The sequence below is a fragment of the Pandoraea sputorum genome (genome assembly GCF_000814845.2).
Lineage (GTDB): Bacteria > Pseudomonadota > Gammaproteobacteria > Burkholderiales > Burkholderiaceae > Pandoraea > Pandoraea sputorum.
In genome coordinates this window covers 1,589,425-1,609,514 of record NZ_CP010431.2, presented here as the reverse complement: position 1 = coordinate 1,609,514, position 20,090 = coordinate 1,589,425, and the positions used below count along the sequence as shown (strand labels likewise).

Annotated in this window: 7 protein-coding genes and 1 pseudogene; 3 read left to right on the top strand and 5 right to left on the bottom strand. The window is 61.4% G+C overall.

Annotated elements, in window-relative coordinates:
* Positions 1–4: 4 nt before the first annotated feature.
* The 5 genes from NA29_RS07200 to NA29_RS07180 all read right to left on the bottom strand — a co-directional run bounded on the left by NA29_RS07200 (position 5) and on the right by NA29_RS07180 (position 7,217).
* A complete protein-coding gene (locus tag NA29_RS07200) occupies positions 5–1,648 on the bottom strand; it encodes an AMP-binding protein (RefSeq protein WP_039397126.1) in 1,644 nt (547 codons plus the stop codon).
* 202 nt (positions 1,649–1,850) lie between these two features.
* A complete protein-coding gene (locus NA29_RS07195) occupies positions 1,851–3,035 on the bottom strand; it encodes an acyl-CoA dehydrogenase family protein (RefSeq protein ID WP_039397124.1) in 1,185 nt (394 codons plus the stop codon).
* Positions 3,036–3,038: 3 nt separating this feature from the next.
* Complete coding sequence (locus NA29_RS07190; RefSeq protein WP_039397122.1) at positions 3,039–3,902, bottom strand: enoyl-CoA hydratase family protein; 864 nt, start codon at positions 3,900–3,902, stop codon at positions 3,039–3,041.
* A gap of 141 nt (positions 3,903–4,043) precedes the next feature.
* Positions 4,044–4,865, bottom strand: a complete 822-nt coding sequence (locus tag NA29_RS07185; protein WP_052252598.1) for an SDR family NAD(P)-dependent oxidoreductase — start codon at positions 4,863–4,865, stop codon at positions 4,044–4,046.
* Positions 4,866–4,874: 9 nt separating this feature from the next.
* Complete coding sequence (locus tag NA29_RS07180) at positions 4,875–7,217, bottom strand: bifunctional salicylyl-CoA 5-hydroxylase/oxidoreductase (protein ID WP_039397120.1); 2,343 nt, start codon at positions 7,215–7,217, stop codon at positions 4,875–4,877.
* A 454-nt stretch (positions 7,218–7,671) separates the two neighbouring features.
* On the opposite strand from NA29_RS07180, the gene NA29_RS07175 reads away from it, so the two are divergent.
* From NA29_RS07175 to NA29_RS26235, 3 genes and pseudogenes are all read left to right on the top strand, one after another.
* Positions 7,672–9,504, top strand: coding sequence for a ShlB/FhaC/HecB family hemolysin secretion/activation protein (locus NA29_RS07175; protein WP_157127355.1), 1,833 nt, complete (start codon positions 7,672–7,674; stop codon positions 9,502–9,504).
* Positions 9,505–9,513: 9 nt separating this feature from the next.
* Positions 9,514–11,805, top strand: a pseudogene (locus NA29_RS07170) (two-partner secretion domain-containing protein); the annotation flags it as partial.
* A gap of 88 nt (positions 11,806–11,893) precedes the next feature.
* Entirely contained in the window at positions 11,894–19,984 is an 8,091-nt protein-coding gene (locus NA29_RS26235; protein ID WP_371328957.1) for a hemagglutinin repeat-containing protein, read from the top strand.
* The last annotated feature ends 106 nt before the right edge of the window (positions 19,985–20,090 follow it).

Here is a 20,090-nt window from a genome sequence, read left to right as displayed (position 1 = left end):
CGTATTACTGCGCCATCTGACGCAGCTTGAAGCGTTGCAGCTTACCGGTCTCCGTGCGCGGCAGCGTGTCGACGAACTCAATCGCCCGCGGGTACTTATACGGCGCGATGTTAGCCTTCACATACTCCTGAAGCGTCTTCACCATCGCATCGTCACGGGCCTGCCCCGACTTGAGCACCACGTAAGCCTTCACGATCTGACCGCGCATCTCGTCGTCGGCACCGACTACCCCGCACTCCGCGACCGCCGGGTGCTGCAGCAGCGCCGACTCCACTTCCGGACCCGCAATGTTATAGCCCGCCGAGACGATCATGTCGTCCGAGCGCGCCTGATAGTAGTAATTGCCCGCTTCGTCGCACATAAACGTATCGCCCGGCAGATTCCAGCCGTTCTTCACGTAATTCGTCTGACGCGGGTCGGCGAGGTAACGGCACCCCGTCGGCCCCTTCACGGCGAGCTTGCCCACTTGCCCCGGGGGCAGCGGTTGCATGTTCTCGTCCACGATCATCGCGATGTAGCCGGGCACCGGCTTACCGATCGCGCCAGGCACCACGTCGCCATTGGCGGCCGAGATAAAGATGTGAATCATCTCCGTGCCGCCGATGCCGTCGATCATCTCGATGCCCGACGCCTGCTTCCACAACTGACGCGTCGCATCCGGCAGCGCCTCACCGGCGGACACCGTCTTCTTCAGACTCGAAAGTTCGTACTTACCCACAAGCCCCGCCATCTGACGATAGAACGTAGGGGCCGTGAAACAGATCGTCGCGCGGTAATCGGCGATAGCTTGCAGCAGGCTGTCCGGCGTGAGCTTCTCCAGCAACACCGTTGCTGCGCCAACGCGCAACGGGAACGTCAGCAAGCCGCCCGTACCGAAAGTGAACGCTAACGGGGGAGTGCCGCAGAAGATGTCGTCCGGCCCCGGCTTCAGCACGTGACGCGGAAACAGATCGCACATCGCGAGCACGTCGCGATGGAAGTGCATCGTGCCCTTCGGCTGGCCCGTCGTACCGCTGGTGAAGGCGATCAGACAGACGTCGTCCGCAGCCGTGTCGCAGGCGTCGAAGCTCGCTGGCTGATGGGCCATACGGGCCTCCAGTGAGTCCTCACCAACGTCGTGGAAATACACCACCTTCGACAGCACCGGACAGAAGTACTCATGCCCTGCCTGACGGTTGAATTCCAGCTCTTCCTTAAGCCTGCCATCGCACAACGCAGCCGTTACCTCCGCCTTATCGACGATCTGCTTGAGTTCCTTCGCACGCAGCAGCGGCATCGTCGGCACACCGACCAGCCCGGCCTTGATCACCGCAAGCCATGCGGCCGCCATGAACAAATTGTTCGGGCCACGCAGCAACACGCGATTGCCCGGCACCAGCGCCATATCGTTGCGCAACACATGGGCGATGCGGTCCACCATCTCGCGCAAACCGAGATACGTCGTCACCGTCGGCTGGCCGTTCTCCACCGAATAAATCGCAGGCGCGTCGCCGCGTCCCTGCGCAATCGCGTGGTCCAGCAACTCGGCAGCGCAGTTCAAGCGCGCCGGATACGCCACGTCCGGATTGTCCAGCAGAAACTCGGGCCACTGATCGGCAGGCGGCAGATTGTCGCGCGCGAAAGTGTCGAGATGTCCAGATCGTTCCATGTGCTTCTCCTTGCCCCCGGTAATCAAGCATGACGCCGGCGCTTCGCGCCCGACGGAGTCCTAGTGCTTCCAAGTGTTATTGCAAGACGCCATGCCATCCCTGTCTCCGTGGGTTGCCACTGCGCACATCCCAAGTCCCGCCGTGTAACTGCCATGGACTTGTCAAAGCTTGTCCCGCGCGTCGACTGCCGAATGCGAACGATCAACCGTCCTTGAGCAGTTCGCGCGCGATGATCAGTTTCTGTACTTCCGTTGCCCCTTCGTAAATCCGCAGCGACCGGATCTCGCGATACAGACGCTCCACCACCGCGCCCGACACCACGCCTGCACCGCCGAACATCTGCAACGCGCGATCGATCACCTGCTGCGCCGATTCCGTCGAGAACATCTTTGCCATCGCCGCTTCACGCGTCGTGCGTTGCCCCAGAACGTCGCGCTGCCACGCGGCGCGGTACGTCAGCAACGCGGCAGCATCCACCGACGTCGCCATGTCCCCCAGTGCCGCCTGCGTCAACTGGAAGTCCGCGAGCGTCTGTCCGAACATCTCGCGCGACTTCGCGCGTGCCAGCCCTTCATCCAGTGCGCGACGCGCAAAACCCAGCGCGGCGGCCGCCACCGATGCGCGGAAAATATCCAGCGTCATCATCGCGACCTTGAAGCCCTGCCCTGCGTCGCCCAGACGCTGCGACGCTGCCACGCGGCAGTTCTCGAACTTCAGACGCGCCAACGGATGCGGTGCGCTCACGTCGATACGCTCGGCGATCGTCAGGCCCGGCGTGTCCGAGTCCACCACGAATGCGCTGATGCCACGCGCCCCGGGCGCTTCGCCCGTGCGAACGAACACACAGTAAAAGTCCGCAATGCCGCCGTTGGAGATCCACGTCTTCTCGCCATTGAGCACGTAGTGGTCACCGTCCAGCGTTGCCGAACAGGCCATCGCCGCCACATCCGAACCGGCATCCGGCTCCGATAGTGCGAACGCGGCAATCGCCTCGCCCGACGCCACGCGCGGCAGATAGCGTTGCTTGAGCGCGTCGCCGCCCGCGAGCGTGATCGCGCCGCTGCCGAGTCCCTGCATCGCAAAGGCGAAATCGGCGAGACCGTCGTGACGCGCCAGCGTTTCGCGCAGCACACACAGCGCGCGCGAGTCCAACTGATCCAGCGCACCGCCGTGGCTCGCGGGCACGCAGTACTTTAACCATCCGGCGCGGCCCAACTGACGCACCAGCGAGACACACGTCGCGTCCGTATCCGCGTGATGGTCGACCTTCAGTTCGCGCGTGCACCAGTCATCGAGTTCCGTCCCGAGACGGCGATGCGCGTCGTCGAAAAACGGCCAGGCCAGAAAGTCCGCATTACGTGCGTTGTGAGGCGTGATATCGCTCATAGGTCAGTCGCCCTTGAACACCGGCTTTTGCTTTGCGACGAAGGCGTCGTAAGCGCGGCGGAAATCCTTCGTCTGCATGCAGATGGCTTGTGCTTCGGCTTCCGCCTCGATGGCTTCGTCCACGCCCATATTCCATTCCTGATGCAGCAACTTCTTCGTCACACCGTGCGCAAAGGTCGGTCCGCAGGCGATCTGATCGGCCAGCGTCTGTGCTGCCGAGAGGACCGCACCACCGTCGTGCAACGCGTTGAAGAAGCCCCACTGCTGGCCCTCTTCCGCCGTCATCACGCGGCCGGTGTAAAGCAGCTCCGACGCCCGACCTTGCCCGATCATGCGTGGCAGCAGCGTGCAGGCGCCCATGTCGGCACCGGCCAGCCCCACACGCACGAACAGGAATGCCGTCTTCGTCTGCGGCGTGCCCAGACGCATGTCCGAGGCCAGCGCCACCATCGCGCCCGCACCGGCACAGATGCCGTCAATCGCGCTGATGATCGGCTGCGGACAAGCACGCATCGCCTTGACGAGGTCGCCCGTCATGCGCGTGAAATCCAGCAGCTCCGGCATGCTCATCTGCGTGAGCGGCCCGATGATCTCGTGGACGTCGCCACCCGAGCAGAAATTGCCGCCTGCGCCCGTCACCACAACCGTCTTGATGTCCGTTGCGTAGACCAGACCGCGAAACAGATCGCGCAGCTCGGCGTACGAGTCGAACGTCAGCGGATTCTTCTTGTCGGGACGGTTCAGCGTGATCGTGCCGATGCTCGGACGCCCTTGCGCATCGTTCGACACCGACCACAGAAAGTGCCTGGCTTCATAGTTCGCGAAGGGGCGCTTGTGATGCGCCATCGTCAGTTTCACGTCACTCATTGGCCGATCTCCTTTGCCATCGTCGAGCCGCTCCGGGTCGGTGTTCCCCGCCCATGACGCCCAACGATCCTGCTAGTTAGAATGACGTTGCGTGGTCATCCGACTACGCAACGTCCTGAGTCTTCGTCACACCCACAACACTTAGCCGACGGTCACTTCCCCGCCAGCCACCGCAATCGACTGCCCCGTCACCGCGCCCGCGCCCGGCTGACACAGCCACAGCACCGTATCGGCGACTTCCTGCGGCTGTACGAGGCGTCCCTGCGGATTGCGCTTCGACAGCTCGGCACGCGCTTCGTCTTCGCTGCGCCCCGTTTTGGCGACAATGTTCGCGACCGCTTCACGCACGATGTCCGTTTCCGTATAGCCCGGGCAGACAGCATTCACCGTCACGCCCTTCTTCGCGACTTCCAGTGCCAGTGCCCGCGTCAGACCGACCACGCCGTGCTTGGCCGCGCAATACGCGGTGACGTACGGATAACCGATAAGACCAGCCGTGCTGGCGACATTGACGATACGTCCCCAGCCAGCGCTCACCATGTTGGGCAGCGCGGCCGAGATGCAGTGATACGTACCCGTCAGGTTGACGTCGATCATCTGCTGCCAGAGCGCTGCGTCCGTCTTGCCGAAGGGCGCGCTCACAGCCTGCCCCGCGTTATTGACGAGCACCTGCACCGGGCCGAAACGCTCTGCGGCACGGGCAAAAGCGGCCTCGACCGCGGTCGCGTCCGAAATATCCGCCGCCACCCAGGCCACCTCACCGAACCCGGCCAACGCTTGCACGCCTTGCGCAAGCTTCGCTTCATTGCGACCGAGCAGCGTCACGCGCGCGCCCTGCGCGAGCAGCGCGCGGGCCACCGCTTCGCCAATGCCCCGCGCGCCGCCCGTCACGAGCGCATGCACGCCCGTGAGCGATGTCGGTGTCGTACCGATGGCGTGGGTAGAGGTTGTCGTCGACGTCATGAACTGTCCTTATTTACCGATCTGTTGAGCGTACGCGGCAGCACGCTCCAGATTGGTCTCGTACTGACGTTTGCCCGCATAGTACTGCGACGGCCACGGCAGATCCTTGTAGCCGATCTTCGCGGCTTCGTGCAGCGTCCAGAACGGATCGGCCAGATGCGGTCGGGCGAGAGCGCACAGATCGGCGCGCCCCGACGCGATGATGCTGTTCACGTGATCCGCCTCGAAGATGGCGCCGACGGCAATCGTCGGCACACCGGCTTCGTTGCGCACGCGATCGGCGAACGGCGTCTGGAACATGCGGCCATAGACCGGCTTCTCTTCCTTGCTGACCTGACCCGACGAGCAATCGATGAGATCCGCCCCGGCGTCCTTGAAGGCGATGGCGATGGCGACTGCGTCGTCCGGCGTAATCCCGCCTTCGACCCAGTCGTGCGCCGAAATACGCACCGACATCGGCTTGGCGGCGGGCCACACATCACGCACCGCGTGGAACACTTCCAGCGGATAGCGCAGACGGTTTTCCAGCGAACCGCCGTACTCGTCCTGACGCTGATTGGTCAGCGGCGAAATGAAGCTCGACAGCAGATAGCCGTGCGCACAGTGCAGTTCGAGCCAGTCGAAACCGGCTTCGGCGGCACGACGGGCGGCTTGCACGAAGTCATCCTTGACGCGGACCATATCGGCACGGGTCATCTCGCGCGGCGTCTGCGACACGCCATCGATGTAGGGCATCGGTGAGGCCGAGATCAGCGGCCAGTTGCCGTCGTTCAGCGGCAGATCGATGCCATCCCAGGCCAGACGCGTCGAGCCCTTGCGGCCCGCGTGCCCGATCTGCATGGCGATTTTGGCGTCGCTGCCCGAATGCACGAAATCGACGATGCGCTTCCAGGCATCGCGTTGTTCGTCGTTCCACAAACCGGGGCATCCCGGCGTGATGCGCGCGTCCGGCGACACGCACGTCATTTCCGCGACGATCATGCCCGCGCCGCCCAGCGCACGGCTGCCAAGGTGCACGAGGTGAAAGTCGCCAGGCACGCCGTCGATCGCCGAGTACATCGCCATCGGCGACATCACGATGCGGTTCTTGAGCGTGAGTTCGCGTGCGCGGAACGGCGTGAACATCGGCGGAATCGCGTGCTGACCGGCGGCGCGTTTCACACCTGCGTGTTCGGCGAGCCAGTCTTCATAGCCTTCCACGTAACCGGCATCGCGCACACGCAGGTTCTCGTGCGAGATGCGCTGCGAGCGCGTGAGCAGCGAGTAAGCAAACTGTTCGGGGGCGAAGCGCGCGTAGCGGTCGACGGTTTCGAACCACTCCGTCGAATTGCGCGCTGCATTCTGAATCTTGAGCACTTCGATGCTGCGGGCGGCTTCGTAGTCGTTGAGCACTTGCGGCAAGGCGTCGATGCCCTGCGTGCCGAGACCGTCGGCCAGCGCGATGGAGTCTTCGAGTGCGAGTTTGGTGCCCGAGCCGATGGAGAAGTGCGCCGTGTGTGCGGCATCGCCCATGAGTACGACCGGCACGCGCTTACCGTCCACATCGGTCCAGTGCACCCAGCGTTCGCAAATGACGCGCGGGAACTGAATCCAGATGGCGGAGCCGCGCAGGTGCTTGGCGTTGCTCATCAGTTCGTGACCGCCGAGGTACTTGGCGAAGAGGTTTTCGCAGAACTTCACGCCCTCTTCCTGGCTCATCTGGTCGATGCCGTGGGCGCGCCAGACCGACTCGGGCGTCTCGACGATAAACGTCGACGTGTCTGCGTCGAACTGATAGGCGTGCGCCTGGAACCAGCCGTGTTCGGTCTTCTCGAAGGCGAACGTGAAGGCATCGAAACGTTGATGCGTGCCGAGCCAGACAAAGCGGTTCTGACGCGTGTCGATGTCGGGGCGATAGGTGTCGGCGTAGCGGGTACGGATGCGGCTGTTCAGGCCGTCGGAGGCGATCACCAGATCGGCGTTGTAACGGCGGGCGATCTCCTGATCGTCGCTCACGTCCGTCTCGAACACGAGTTCGACGCCGAGGGCTTCGCAGCGCGCTTGCAGAATGTTCAGGAGCTTTTTACGGCCGATGCCGATAAAGCCGTGCCCGCCCGAGGTGATCGTGCGGCCCTCGAAGTGGATGTCGATGTCGTCCCAGTGGTTAAACGCAGCATTGATCTCTGCGGCACTCACCGGGTCGGCTTCCTGGAGGTTGTCCATGGTGGCGTCGGAGAACACGACGCCCCAACCGAAAGTGTCGTAAGGCCGGTTGCGCTCGACCACCACGACACGATGGGAAGGATCGCGCAGCTTCATCAACAGCCCGAAATACAGACCTGCGGGACCGCCACCGATACAGACGATATTCATCTCCAGCCTCCGGATTCACAGATCGCGTCGCGCTAGCCGAGCGGTCGACCTTTGTTAAATCGTAAATAGTTTATGCCTAAAATACTAGCGAAAAAAATTCACTACGGCAAGGTCGGTGGTGTGCAGGGATGCCGTGGGAGGGAAAGCACTTAGGCGAAGGCACCTCCCCAAGTTCCACTCAGACAATTCCGAAAGTGCACAAGTTGGTTCAATTTCGAAATACGTGTCGCCGCCCCCCTGCCAGAATCGTCCCCGTCTTGTCACTTTCGAACCATCCACTCTCTGGCGAGACGCCAGGGTGTAAGCCCCCCCGGCTATCGCACGTCAACCGTGCTCGCTGTTGCGCCCTTCTACGCACGCGTTAATGCGTTCGCGCCCGAAACCGCCCTTGCGGTGTTCGTCGTGAGCGCGACGCTGCGCTTTGATTCGACCAAAAGTAAGGGCAGCGCAATTCGTGGCATATCCAGATCTTCCACATCAATCGGCAGTCGTCTCACACCGCACTTGCACTCGTTTTATCACTCAAGCCTCGGCGATCACCTGCTTCGGCGCGCTCATCGGTGGCCTGGCACTTCATCCCGAAACGGCGTTGGCGCAGACCCCACCACAGGTCGTCCGGGACCCAGTTCGGCAAGGCGTCCAGGACGCGCAACTGGAGCGCCAACGACGAGACGCGCAGGAACGCCAACATAGAGCCGACGCACCCGACGTCCATTTATCGGCCCCTGCCGACGGCACCGAATCTCCGATCGACACCACGCAACTGCCAACGGAAGCGCCCTGTGTTCCGCTAACCGACATTGCGATGACCGGCCCGGATGGCGATGCCTTACCGAGTCGGTTCGCCCCCATCGCGACTGCCCTGGGCCGGTTTGTCGGCCAGTGCGCAGGCACGAAAGGCATTGCGTTGATTACATCGCAGGCGACCGAGGCAGTGTTGGCGAACGGCTGGGTCACAACCCGCGTTTCAGTCCCGGAACAGGACTTGGCCGGCGGCCGCCTGACATTGCACCTCATCGTCGGCCGGATTTCGAGCGTCCGATTTGCCGATGACAGCGTGAGAGGCAGTTGGCGATCCGCCGTTCCCCTGCGCGAAGGCGACATCCTTTCGATACACGGGCTCGAACAAGGACTGGAGCAGCTAAAGCGCATGCCCGGTCAGGACGCAGACATCCGTATCGAGCCCGGTAAGGGACTCGGGACCAGCGATGTGTTGATCGACGTGCAACGTCGACGGCTCTGGCGACTGCTGGCCTCCGTGGATAACAGTGGCACCCGCGACACAGGTCGCCTGCAGGGGCAACTGGCCATCGGCATCGACAACCCGCTAGGACTAAACGATCTTCTCGACCTTTCCGCGCAGCACGACTTGTCGACCGGCGACGATCGCTTCGGCACGAAAGGCGGCAGCGTCAGCTATTCCGTCCCTTGGGGTTACGGCACGGTTTCCGTCTTTGGGAGCACTCGCACCTACTTCCAGCGTGTAGCGGGCGCCAATGAAACCTTCGTGTCCAGCGGGCGAAACCAGACAGCCGAACTACGGCTGGAACGCGTCGTGCATCGGGACAGCCGAAGCAAGACGACCGCGGAAGCGCGCATCGGCCGCCGGTTCGGCAAGAGCTTCATCGAAGACTTCGAGATTTCCCAGCAATACAGGAACAACACGTATCTCCAACTCGGGATGGCCCGAAGGCAATATCTGGGTGCGGCGCAAGCGGACGTTGCATTGAGCTATCGGCAAGGCATGCCGTGGTTCGGCGCACAAGACGATCTGCGTGACCCGGTGACACACCACCCGACGCCACAAACGTATCGCTACCGCATGTTTCTCGCCGACTTACAGTGGTCTGCCCCAATTCGACTCGGCGGCATCCCGTTAAGGCTCACCGGCACGCTTCACGGCCAGACCACGGCCAATGCGCTCTGGGCCGTCGACCAGATGGCAATCGGCGGTCGATACAGCGTACGGGGCTTCACGGGCGATCAAACACTCAGCGCAGCACGCGGCTTCTTTCTCCGTCACGACATCCACGCGCCTCTCGCAACGAGCACTCACGCCGTCTATGTGGGTATCGACTACGGGCGAGTGTTCGGTCCCGGTACCCGCCATCTTCCGGGCACGCAGTTGGCCGGTGTAGCCATTGGACTCAGCGGCCAGATCGGCGCATACGGCGGCCCCTGGGGCAACGCCAATTACGACGTCTTCGTCGCGAAGCCCCTCCTCTATCCATCCGGATTTCCCGTGAACACCGCCGTCGCAGGTCTCTCCCTCGCCGTTCGCTACTGAGCTCAGTCCATGAATACACATTGCTATCGACTGATATTCAGTCACGTTCAACATCAATGGGTCGCTGTCGGCGAAAACGTCAGCCGCGGCAGGACACCCGGAAGCGATCGGAGCGCTAAGCGCCGCGCGGCAATTCACCGGCAATCGCCTCGCTCGCCGTCGGGCGTCGCGCATGTGCTGCGGATGTCGTTAATCCCTGCACTGCTAGCCATGGCGCTTCCGGTGACGGCATTCGCTCAAATCGTCGCGGCCCCGGGCCCGCATGCACCGGGCGTCAGCACGACGCCTAACGGCCTGCCGCTGGTGAATATCACATCGCCCACCGCAGCCGGCGTCTCTCAAAATCAATACCACCAGTTCGACGTCCCCACGCAAGGCGTCATTCTCAACAACTCGCGCACCATCGTGCAGACGCAAATCGGAGGGCTCGTTCCGGGCAACCCCAATCTCGCGGGCGATCCGGCGCGAATTATCGTCAACCAGGTCACGAGCACGTTGCCATCGAACGTTGCCGGCTATCTGGAGGTCGCAGGCCAACGAGCGGAAGTCATCATTAGCAACCCCAATGGCCTGACCTGCAACGGCTGCGGCTTCATCAACGTACCGCGTGGCGTCCTGACAACCGGATTGCCGGTATTCGGCGGCAGTGGGTCGCTTGAGGCCTTTCGCGTCACCGGCGGTCTTCTGAACATCACCGGGAACGGCTTGAATGGCGGGAACCTTGAGAGCACCGCTTTGCTTGCTCGTGCTGTGGAGATCAATGCCGCCGTCCACGCGCAGCGACTGGACGTGATCACCGGCTTGAACGACGTCGACGCAGCAACGTTCGAAGTTCGTCACTCGACACAAGCCGAAGGAGGACGACCGACGTTCGCCCTGGACGTTTCGCGCCTTGGCGGCATGTACGCGGGAAAAATCCGACTGATAGGTACGGAGACCGGTGTCGGCGTCAATCTGGACGGACACGTGGCAGCCAGTCGTGGCGCCGTAGTGCTCAACAATGCGGGGCATGTTCAGATTGCCGGTAAGTTGCACGCGAGCGAGGACATTCACGCTCGGGCAGTTGGAAGTCTCTCCGTTAGCGGAGAGGTGATCTCCGATGGAGCACTCGATCTGGCGTCAGCACGCGAGCTCATCAGCGCTGGCACCTTGCGCAGTCGTCACGACATGACGCTGAGTGTTGGCGGCACATGGCGACATACGGGAATCGCCTCGACCGGGCGACACTTCAGCGCACGAGGCGGTGCCGTCGCCTCGTCCGGCATGATCGCCTCAGGAACCGATCCCGACGGGACAAGCGGCAGTCCGGGAGACGTATCGGTCTCGGCCTCAGGCTCACTGCAATCAAGCGGGACGCTCTCATCGACGGGAAATCTCGAACTATCGGGTGACGCGATCGACCTGTCAGACGCGACGCTGACGGCGCTGTATGGCATGCGAGTCCATGCTCGCATCGGCGACATTTCGATGGTACGGGCCACGACGAGCGTGGGTGACGCGCTTCACATGACGGCGGCAAAAACGATCGACCACGACTCGGCAACACTCAAGACGGCCGCTCTGTTCATGGAGGCCATTGCGTTGAGCAACCGCCGGGGCACTCTCTCTCAATGGGGCAAGTCTCCTGTCCAGATCAAGCTCTCTGGGTTGCTCGACAATCACGATGGTCGAATACAAATCAATGGCCTCGATCTCTCGCTGACGGCGGCACACGTCGACAACATCTCGGGGAAAATCGAACATGCCGGTACCGGCGAGCTTCGCGTGCGCGCGGCATCCATCGATAACGGGCAAGGCACCATTGCCACGAACGGTGACCTGTCTGCGGTAACCGACGCGTGGCGGAACACGGGCGGCGCAATATCCGCCACACGTTCGTTGTCTGCGTCGATTCAAGAGGAATTTCGTAACGATGCAGGTCTGATCCAGTCCGGGTCGAAGTTCTCCCTGAGCGCCGGCATCGTCGAGAATCGTGGCGGCCGAATACTCGCCCTTGCCGACGACCTTCATCTTCGTGTGCGCGATCGAATTCATAACGCCGCGCTCGACGACGCAAAGGGAGAGATTGCGGGGAACGCGAATGTCTTCATTACGACTGCCGACCTCTCCAATTCCGACGCGCTCGCGGCGCAGAACTCACTCATCATCGACGTTGCGCGTAGCCTTCTGAACCTTGGCGGCACCATCACTGCACAGCACGACGTCACCCTTTCGGTCCGGAACGCGCTCGACAATAGTGACGGATCGATATCGGCTGGCGATAAGTTGGCCTTGCGCGCCGATCAGGTCATCAACGCCCGTGGACAACTGGAAGCGCGCTCGCTGTCCGTCGATGCCCGGCAACTCGACAATCAGTCCGGCGCCGTTCGCCAAACCGCGAACCGCCCACATGACGCCTCATCGCTACGCGTTGGACAATCGTGGCGGCACGATTCATTTCGGGGCACACAACGCCAATATCGACGCAGCGGAGCTGGACACCAGCGATGGCGACATTGCGCATGCCGGATCCGGAACGATCACCATCACAGGAGCAACGATAGCCAATCGCGGCGGACGTATTCGAACCAACGGCGATTTACAGCTGGATGGCGGCGAGATTGCGAACGGCCGGGGGCATCTCAGTTCACTTGGAAGCATGACAGTGAACACCGCTCACGGGCTGGATAACGCCTCCGGTCTGATAGCGGGGAAACGTCTCTCGCTCAACGTCGGCGGGGCGCTCAACAATCACAGCGGCCTCATCGAGGCCAACGACGCCCTTTCACTCGACGCACAAGCATTCGACAACACTGCAGGCAGTCTCCAAAACGCTGGGCAGGAACTGACGAAAATCAACGTTCGCAACGCGTTGAAAAATACTGATGGCGGGCGAATCGCCACAAACGCAGACATTGAACTTGGCGTTGGCACGTTCGATAACCGCGGCGGCCGACTGAGCGGAAACACGCTCATACTGGAAGCGTCATCCGACGTCTTCAACGATGCCGGACACCTGATCGCACTGAAGGGTCTGAGCGCGATGGCCGGTCGTGGATTTTTCAATCGTTCGGGCCTGGTGAGCGTCCACGAAATATTGACGCTCGCCGTCGAAGGCGACATCGACAACGGCTCGGGACGTTTTGAGATCGGAGCGCCCAACGGCCGCATGCGGATGTCGGGACGACGTCTGGATAACGAAAACGGTAGCATTCTGAATGCCGGCAACGGTGCTATCGACATCGTGCTTCGCGAGCGGCTACGAAACGTCGCGGCCTCCCGAAGCACAGCGAATCGGCGGGGCAATATCGCCGGTAACGGCGCGGTCAGCGTACATGCAGGTGGCGTCGACAATCTCGACGGGGCACGCATCGAAGCCGGGGCCGCCTTGACCATTGCGTCGACAAAGGACATCAACAATCAACGGGGACAGTTACACGCCAACGAGGCGATAACGGCGTCTGCAGAGGGGGACTTCGGGAACGTCTCCGGGGAGGTCCATTCCGGCACCGCGCTGAAATTGACGACGCGTGGCGCGCTGGACAATACGGACGGAAGCATTGAGAGCGGCCCCGCTGCGGCCGCTGACGCCACGACTGCGAACAACGTCGTTTCGATTACCGCAGCCAGTATCGACAACACCAATGGCCGAATTGTGAATGGCGGACAAGGAGATCTGACCCTCGTGTCCGACTCACTTATCAACGCCAGGACAAGCGACGCCACCCGATTTCATCCAACAGGACTGATCGGCGGCAACGGACGTCTTTCCATCAGGACCTATGCTCTGACAAACGGGCCGTCCTCACAAATCACGTCCGGCACAGGTCTGGCGTTAGTGATCAGAGATACGTTGACCAACGATGGCACGATCTTTTCCAATGAAGATCTCACCCTGTCCCGGGAAAACGGCGAGCAAGCGGGAAGTTTCAACAATGGCGGTGTAGTGCAGGCACGACGTGATGCGTCTCTCGCGGTCGAGCGGCTGGATCATAGAAGCGGCGAGATTTCCGTGAATCGGACGCTGGGCCTGCGGACGAATCAGTTGTCAGGCACCGCCAGATTACGCGCGGGCGGCGATTTGAACATCGCACTGCCTGGCGACTTCGTCTACGGCCCGAACCATATCTGGCAAGTTGGCGGAAATCTGACGCTCGGCGTAGGGGGCACGTTAGGGATCTACGGTTTGCTGGAAGCCAACAAGGTACTGACGGTCACGGCGATGCGGGTATTGAATTCGCAGGGCGGTCGCCTCCGGGCAAGTTCGGTGGTTGTCGACGCTTCCGGCGATTTCATCAACGAAACACGTGTCGACGGTGACGACATCCGACTGCGCAGCACCGCGTTGCGCAACACGGGATCCATCCTCGGTCATCGCATTCGGTTCGACGGGGCACGCGTTGAAAATACGGGTGACCCGGCGGTGATCGCTGCGACGCAGCAGTTGGACATCTTCGCGAGCGGTGAAGTCGTCAACCAAACCGGTGCCACGCTGTTAAGCCTTGGGCAATTACGCATCGCGGCCGGTGACTCCCTCGATGCCGAGGGCCTTCTCACCGAGCAAACCGAACGGCTCGTTAACCGCTCCGCGACGATCGAAGCCGGTGGCGACATCGATATCGCCACGCGCGACTTCATCAATGATCGTAGTTACATCAACGTCACTGAAGGCGAACACGAAAGCACGACGCAGACCATTCGCGACGTCTGGATTGCGGGATACATCGCCCTACCCGACTCGGATAGCCGTGAGAGGTGTGCCGCACATACCGGCAGCGCATGCGAAGAATTGCCCACCGTTCATACGAGCCACAGCCTGAGCGTAGACGGTGAGCCTCCATTGATCGAAACACCGCACATCGAAACCGATATCAACGGACGCACGATCAAGACGACGAAGCTCGTCCCGAATCCGCGGAATCAAAGCTTCACCCAATGGCGTTGGGGTCGCGAGGCGCGCGCGGCGCATTCGGCAGAAAAACTTCGGGCGGTCGGCGCGCCGATAAGCGTCACCATTCCGAAGCGTGGGCTGACGGCACTCGATACCGAGGGGAAGACGTTCTCCCTAGAAAAGCCAATCATCGAGGTATCGCTTCGACGCGGATCGTTCTCCGAATACGACACCCGAAACATCACGCGCAGCGCGGTCCAGCATTTCGAGTCGATAACGGATGACGGCCGCGGAAACTGGATTATCGAATTCTGGCCTGACTACGACCCTGCCAAACATATCTTGCCGACGGTCGTCGACCAGTCGGGCCAGGCGATCTCGGGCGCTCCGGACGAGGGGGTGCGAATCTTCCGGCGAGGGCACGGCATACGCGATGGCCGCGATACCAATGAGTATCGCCGCACTCTCACCGTGCATAGCCGAACCGACGTATTGGGCGATGTAGCTGCCCCGGGCGTTATCACATCGCAAGGCACGATCCGACTGAACGTCGATAACGGTACTGCACTGAATCACGCGTCGACGATAAGCGCGGGCGGGGACCTGAAGGTCCGCGGAAACGACGGGCACATTACGAGTCGTAGTGTCGGCTTGAAGCGCGTCGAACGGATCGAGCAGGTGTCAGACCTTTACTGGCACGAAAAGAGCGGGAACAGCGACTCATGGCGCACCTCGGTCAGTCTTCCTGGCGCCGAGCGGACGACCGTCGTCGGCGGGCTCTCGAGTCTCATATCGTCGAATCAGGCAACCCGAATTCGTGGTCGCGACATCACGATCGAGACAGCAGCCATCGACGGGACGGTCATTGGTAGCCGAAACACCGACAGCGGCGTGAACGCGTCATCCAGAGTCTCCGTGAATTCCAATGTTGAGTCCGTCTCCGCTTCCACTCGGGCGTCTGTCGATACGCTGAATGAGACTGCGACGCGGCCCGGGGCCGTGGGTGCGATTCAGACGCTCGACGCCATTTCCGGCGGTATTCCGGGGATCACTCTGCCAAGAAGTGCGCTCTTTCAGGTGATCTCTGCGCCCGACCATCCCTACCTGATAGAAACCGATCCACGATTTACCGAGCGCGGCAAGCTGGTTTCCAGCAACTACATGCTCGATCTGCTCGGCATCGACCCGTCGGCCGTGGAACGGCGCATCGGGGATGGCTTCTACGAGTCAAAGCTGGTCCGGGAGCAAATTCTCAAGCTCACCGGGCAAGCCGTCGGGGGGAAAGACGATACGGTCATTCGGAATCTGTTGGCGCAAGGTGCCCGGGCTGGACGTGATCTGGAGCTTCGTATTGGCATTCGACTGACCGCAGAACAAATGAAGGCGCTCACGGACGACATCGTCTGGCTTGTGCGGCAGACCGTCACGCTGCCAGATGGGACAACACAAGAGGTCCTTGTTCCCACGGTTTATCTCGCCCATGGAAAGCGCGTCACCATGCAGCCCGGGGGCGCATTGATCTCAGGTAGCGACGTCCTCATCGAGGCAACAAATCTAATCAACAACGCGGGTCAGATAGCCGGGCGCGCCAGCACCCGATTGACGGCCGACGACGTTCGGAATCTCGGCACGATCGGCGGTGCGGGGAACAAAGGAAAGGTGGAGGTCGTCGCGGCGCGCGACATGACCAATATTGGCGGCGATATTTCGGGACGCGACGTTGACGTCTTCGCCGGGCGTGACGTCGTCTTCGAGAACGCCCTCAACACCTTCGAGTGGCGCAAAGGGTCTCAAGGTGGTGCGACGAAGTCCATCGAATCTCTGGGCAACGTGTCCGCGACCCGATCCGTATCCGTCACCGCAGGTCGAGACCTGACCGTCGTCGGGGCGGTCATCGATGCGGGCGAGGATATGAAGCTGACAGCCGGACGCGACATCTCATTGGGCGCGAGCGCGTTGCAACGAGACTTCGGCGGTGGCACGCAAGACAACCACAATCAGACGCAGATCAAAGAGCACGTGGCGTCGCAGATTACCGCCGGTGAACATGCGACGCTGATCGCAGGGCGCGACTTGACAGCATCGGGTGCACGCGTTGGTGTGGATGGAAATATCGCCATCGCGACGGGAAGAGACGTCAAGGTCGATGCCGTCCTCGACAGCATTCAGGACGCCGGGCGCGTTCGTAGCAGTTCATACTCCACCGAGGTAGATAGTTACGAAGAGACCGCGCGAGGAACGCAACTGTCGGCTGGCAAGGGAATCGGCATAGCCGCCGGGCAAGCTGCGGCGTTGAGTCGACTGCTGGAGCAACGAGGCGTGAGCGCCTACGTGTCGACGGACAAATCCGGCACTGGTGACGTCATCTTACTCGGCGCCTACCTCAGCGCCGGTGGCGACGCGCCTGATCGGTCCACGACGAAGCCGGTTCCGGGCCACACAGGCAAATCCGATATTCAAATCACGGCCACTGGGGACGTCACCGTCGGGGGCGTTGCCGCGCAATACGACGACGTCCGTTGGACGCAACGAACGAGCAGCGGTCTTCTGTCATCGACGACGGAGACCACGCATCGGGAGCGTCACGGAACACGCACGACGGGGAGTACGTTGTCCGGGGATGCCGTTTCCTTGATGTCGGGACGGGATATCGCCATTGCGGGTAGTCACGTCATCGCTGACAACGACGTCGTATTGGGCGCCCGACGGAATATCGACATCTCGTCCACGGAAGACCGCGGGACTTCACTGTCCGCCTCCGAAAAAACGACCACCGGTGTTTTCGGCGGTGGCACGAGTTTCACTATTGGCAGCCGAACTGAGAAAGACAGGCAGCGGCGGGAGCAGGTGAATCGAACGGGAAGCATCGTTGGGACGGTCAATGGCGACGTCACGGTTCGCGCGGGCAACGATTTCCGGCAGGAAGGCAGCACGGTTCTCGCGCGCGACGGAAGCATCGAAATCGCCGCCACGCGCGTTGCCATCGTCGAAAGCCAGGATTCGGAAAAGTCCGTTCATGAGCGGGAAGTCAAGCAATCTGGCCTGACGGTCGCCGTATCCAGCCCCCTCCTGAGCGCCGCTGAGACGCTCGGCCAGATGGGCAAGGCCGTTGGCAAGGTGAACGATTCCCGCATGAAGGCTCTCGGTGTCGCCGCCGGGGGGCTTGCGATCAAGAACGCAGCAGACAGCGTCAAGAATCTACAGGACGCGGCCAACGTCAATATCTCCGTCACCGTCGGAGGATCGAAGCAACAGAGTCGCGAAACGAACGACAGCACGACGTCCACCGGCTCGACGGTGCGAGCGGGAGGCGACATTACCATCAACGCCACAGGCGACGGCGATCGATCATCGATGCAGATTCGGGGGAGCACGATTGAGGCGGGAGACAACGTGACGCTCGCTTCGGACGGCGCGCTCGACATTCTCGCGTCGACCGATACGGCCGAGCATCATCGAACCTCCAGCGGGGTATCTGGCGGCATAGGGCTGGGCATTGCCCTGGGGACCAAAGGCTCGACCATTGGTGTAACGGCCAACGCAAGCCTGTCGCGCGGCAAAGCCGACGGCTCGGATGTGACGCATCGATCGAGTCACGTCAAGGCGGGCAACGTGGCCGAAATCTCATCGGGAGGCGATACCAATATCCGCGGCGGGACGGTGAGCGGCGAGCGCGTCATCGCGAGGGTCGATGGCGATCTGAACATCGAGAGCCTTCAGGACACCAGCCGTTACCAGTCGAAAGACCAGTCGATCAGCGGGAGCGGAACGGTGGGTTTCGGCGGGGCGTCCGGCAGCATCAACGTCAGCCATCAGCAAATCAACAGTGACTTCGCCAGCGTCGTGGACCAGGCGGGAATTAAGGCGGGAGATGCGGGTTTCGACGTGACGGTCAAGGGCAACACCGACCTGACGGGAGCGGTCATTGCATCCACGGAAAAAGCGGTCGACGCGAATAGGAACCGTCTGAAAACTGGGTCTTTGACGACGCGTGACATCGAGAACCACGCAGAGTACGACGCCTTCGGTATCAGCTTGGGCGGCGGCATCAGTACGGGTGGTGGCGACAACGCAAAAGTCGGGACCGATCAGAAGGGGGATGCTCAGACCGGTGCTAACGCGACGCCGGGGACCGAACTACCGAAAACTGGGCCTGTCAGCGTCGCTCCACCGATAGTTGTGGCGGCTGGCGACAGCGCCTCCAGCGTCACCCGAAGCGGTGTAAGCGGGGCTGTGATCGAGATTACCGACGAGGCAAGGCAACTCGACCTGACGGGTAAGACGGCGCAGGAAGCGGTAGCGGACGTCAATCGTGACGTGTCGTCGGATCGGGATGGGAGCAACGCCCTCGCCAACAAGTTCGACAAGGAGCAGATCGAAGCCGGCTTCGAGATCGTGAGGGCGCTGCAGCGCGAAGTCGGGACGTTTGTGGCCAACCGGGCGAAGGAATTCGAGGCGCTGAAAGAGGCACGTAAGAAGGAGACGGATCCGGTGAAGATCGCGGCGTTGGACGGACAGATTCAAGACGCGGCGAAGTGGGCACCGGGCGGACGCTACCGTCAGATAGTCACGGTGATGGCGGCGGCGGCGGGTGGAAACGTCACGGCAGGGACTGGCGAATTCCTGCAGCGTGCAGCCGTCGGCTATTTGCAGACGTTAGCGGTGGAAAAAGTGAAACAGATCGCTGACAGCCTCGAAAGCGAATCCGCCCGAACAGCCCTGCACGGCATCGTCGGCTGCGCCGGTGGAGCGGCTTCGGGAGGCAACTGCGGCGCGGGTGCAATGGGCGGTGCGGCGAGCGTAGTGCTTGGCAACTTGCTCAATCAGATAGCCGACACGCGCAATGACGAATTACCGCAGCAGGACAAGGAGGCCCGGATGAATCTCATTGAAGGCGTCGTGGCAGGCATCGCTGCCGGGACGGGCAATGACGCCACGACAGCGAGCATCGCGTCTCGGTTGGAATTGGAGAACAACCAATTCACGCTTCCACAAGGCGTAGTGAAAGCGGGGGCTGCTGCGGCCTCGCTGGGGGAATTCATGAGCCAGAACGGCGCATCCGCTGAGGAAATCCAAAAAGCCCAAACCGATCTGCTCGAATGGATCGGTACCGACGTACCGCAGCCAGCGACGCTGCTTTTGAAGAATTGGGTGATTTTGATGGGCAATGCACCAGCACTCGCGCCGGGTGCTGCTACCGCAACCGGTATGGCCGTGCGCGGCGCGATCGGTGGAACCGCAAACCTACTCGTTCAGAAAGCGCTCAACGGCGAGCAGGAAATGAGTAAGGTCGATGCGCTTATTGCTATTGTGGACGGGGCGATAACGCAGGGACGGGGGATTATTACCTCTATATCGACGAACGTCAGCGGCGCGGCTTTGGGGGCAATAATTAAAGGCGAGAACATCTCGGGGGCCAGTGCTGGCGCATTGATCGGCACGGTTTCTGGGGCAAAGACAGGGCAAGCAATCACCGGAGCAGCAAAAAGTATCGCATCGCACGAGGCATCAAACTTTCTCGGCGCCGTGGTTGGATCGGTTACATCTGAAGCAACGTCTGCAAAAGCACAGGATCAATTGAAAACTCTGAAATTATTAAATGACAAATAACATTATTTTAAGATTTATATTTTATGCAACATCGACATCGACAACCATATTTTTGACGGTGGCGTTCTCAAGTTTTTTAGTGTCAGCCTACTTTTTCTTAACTCAT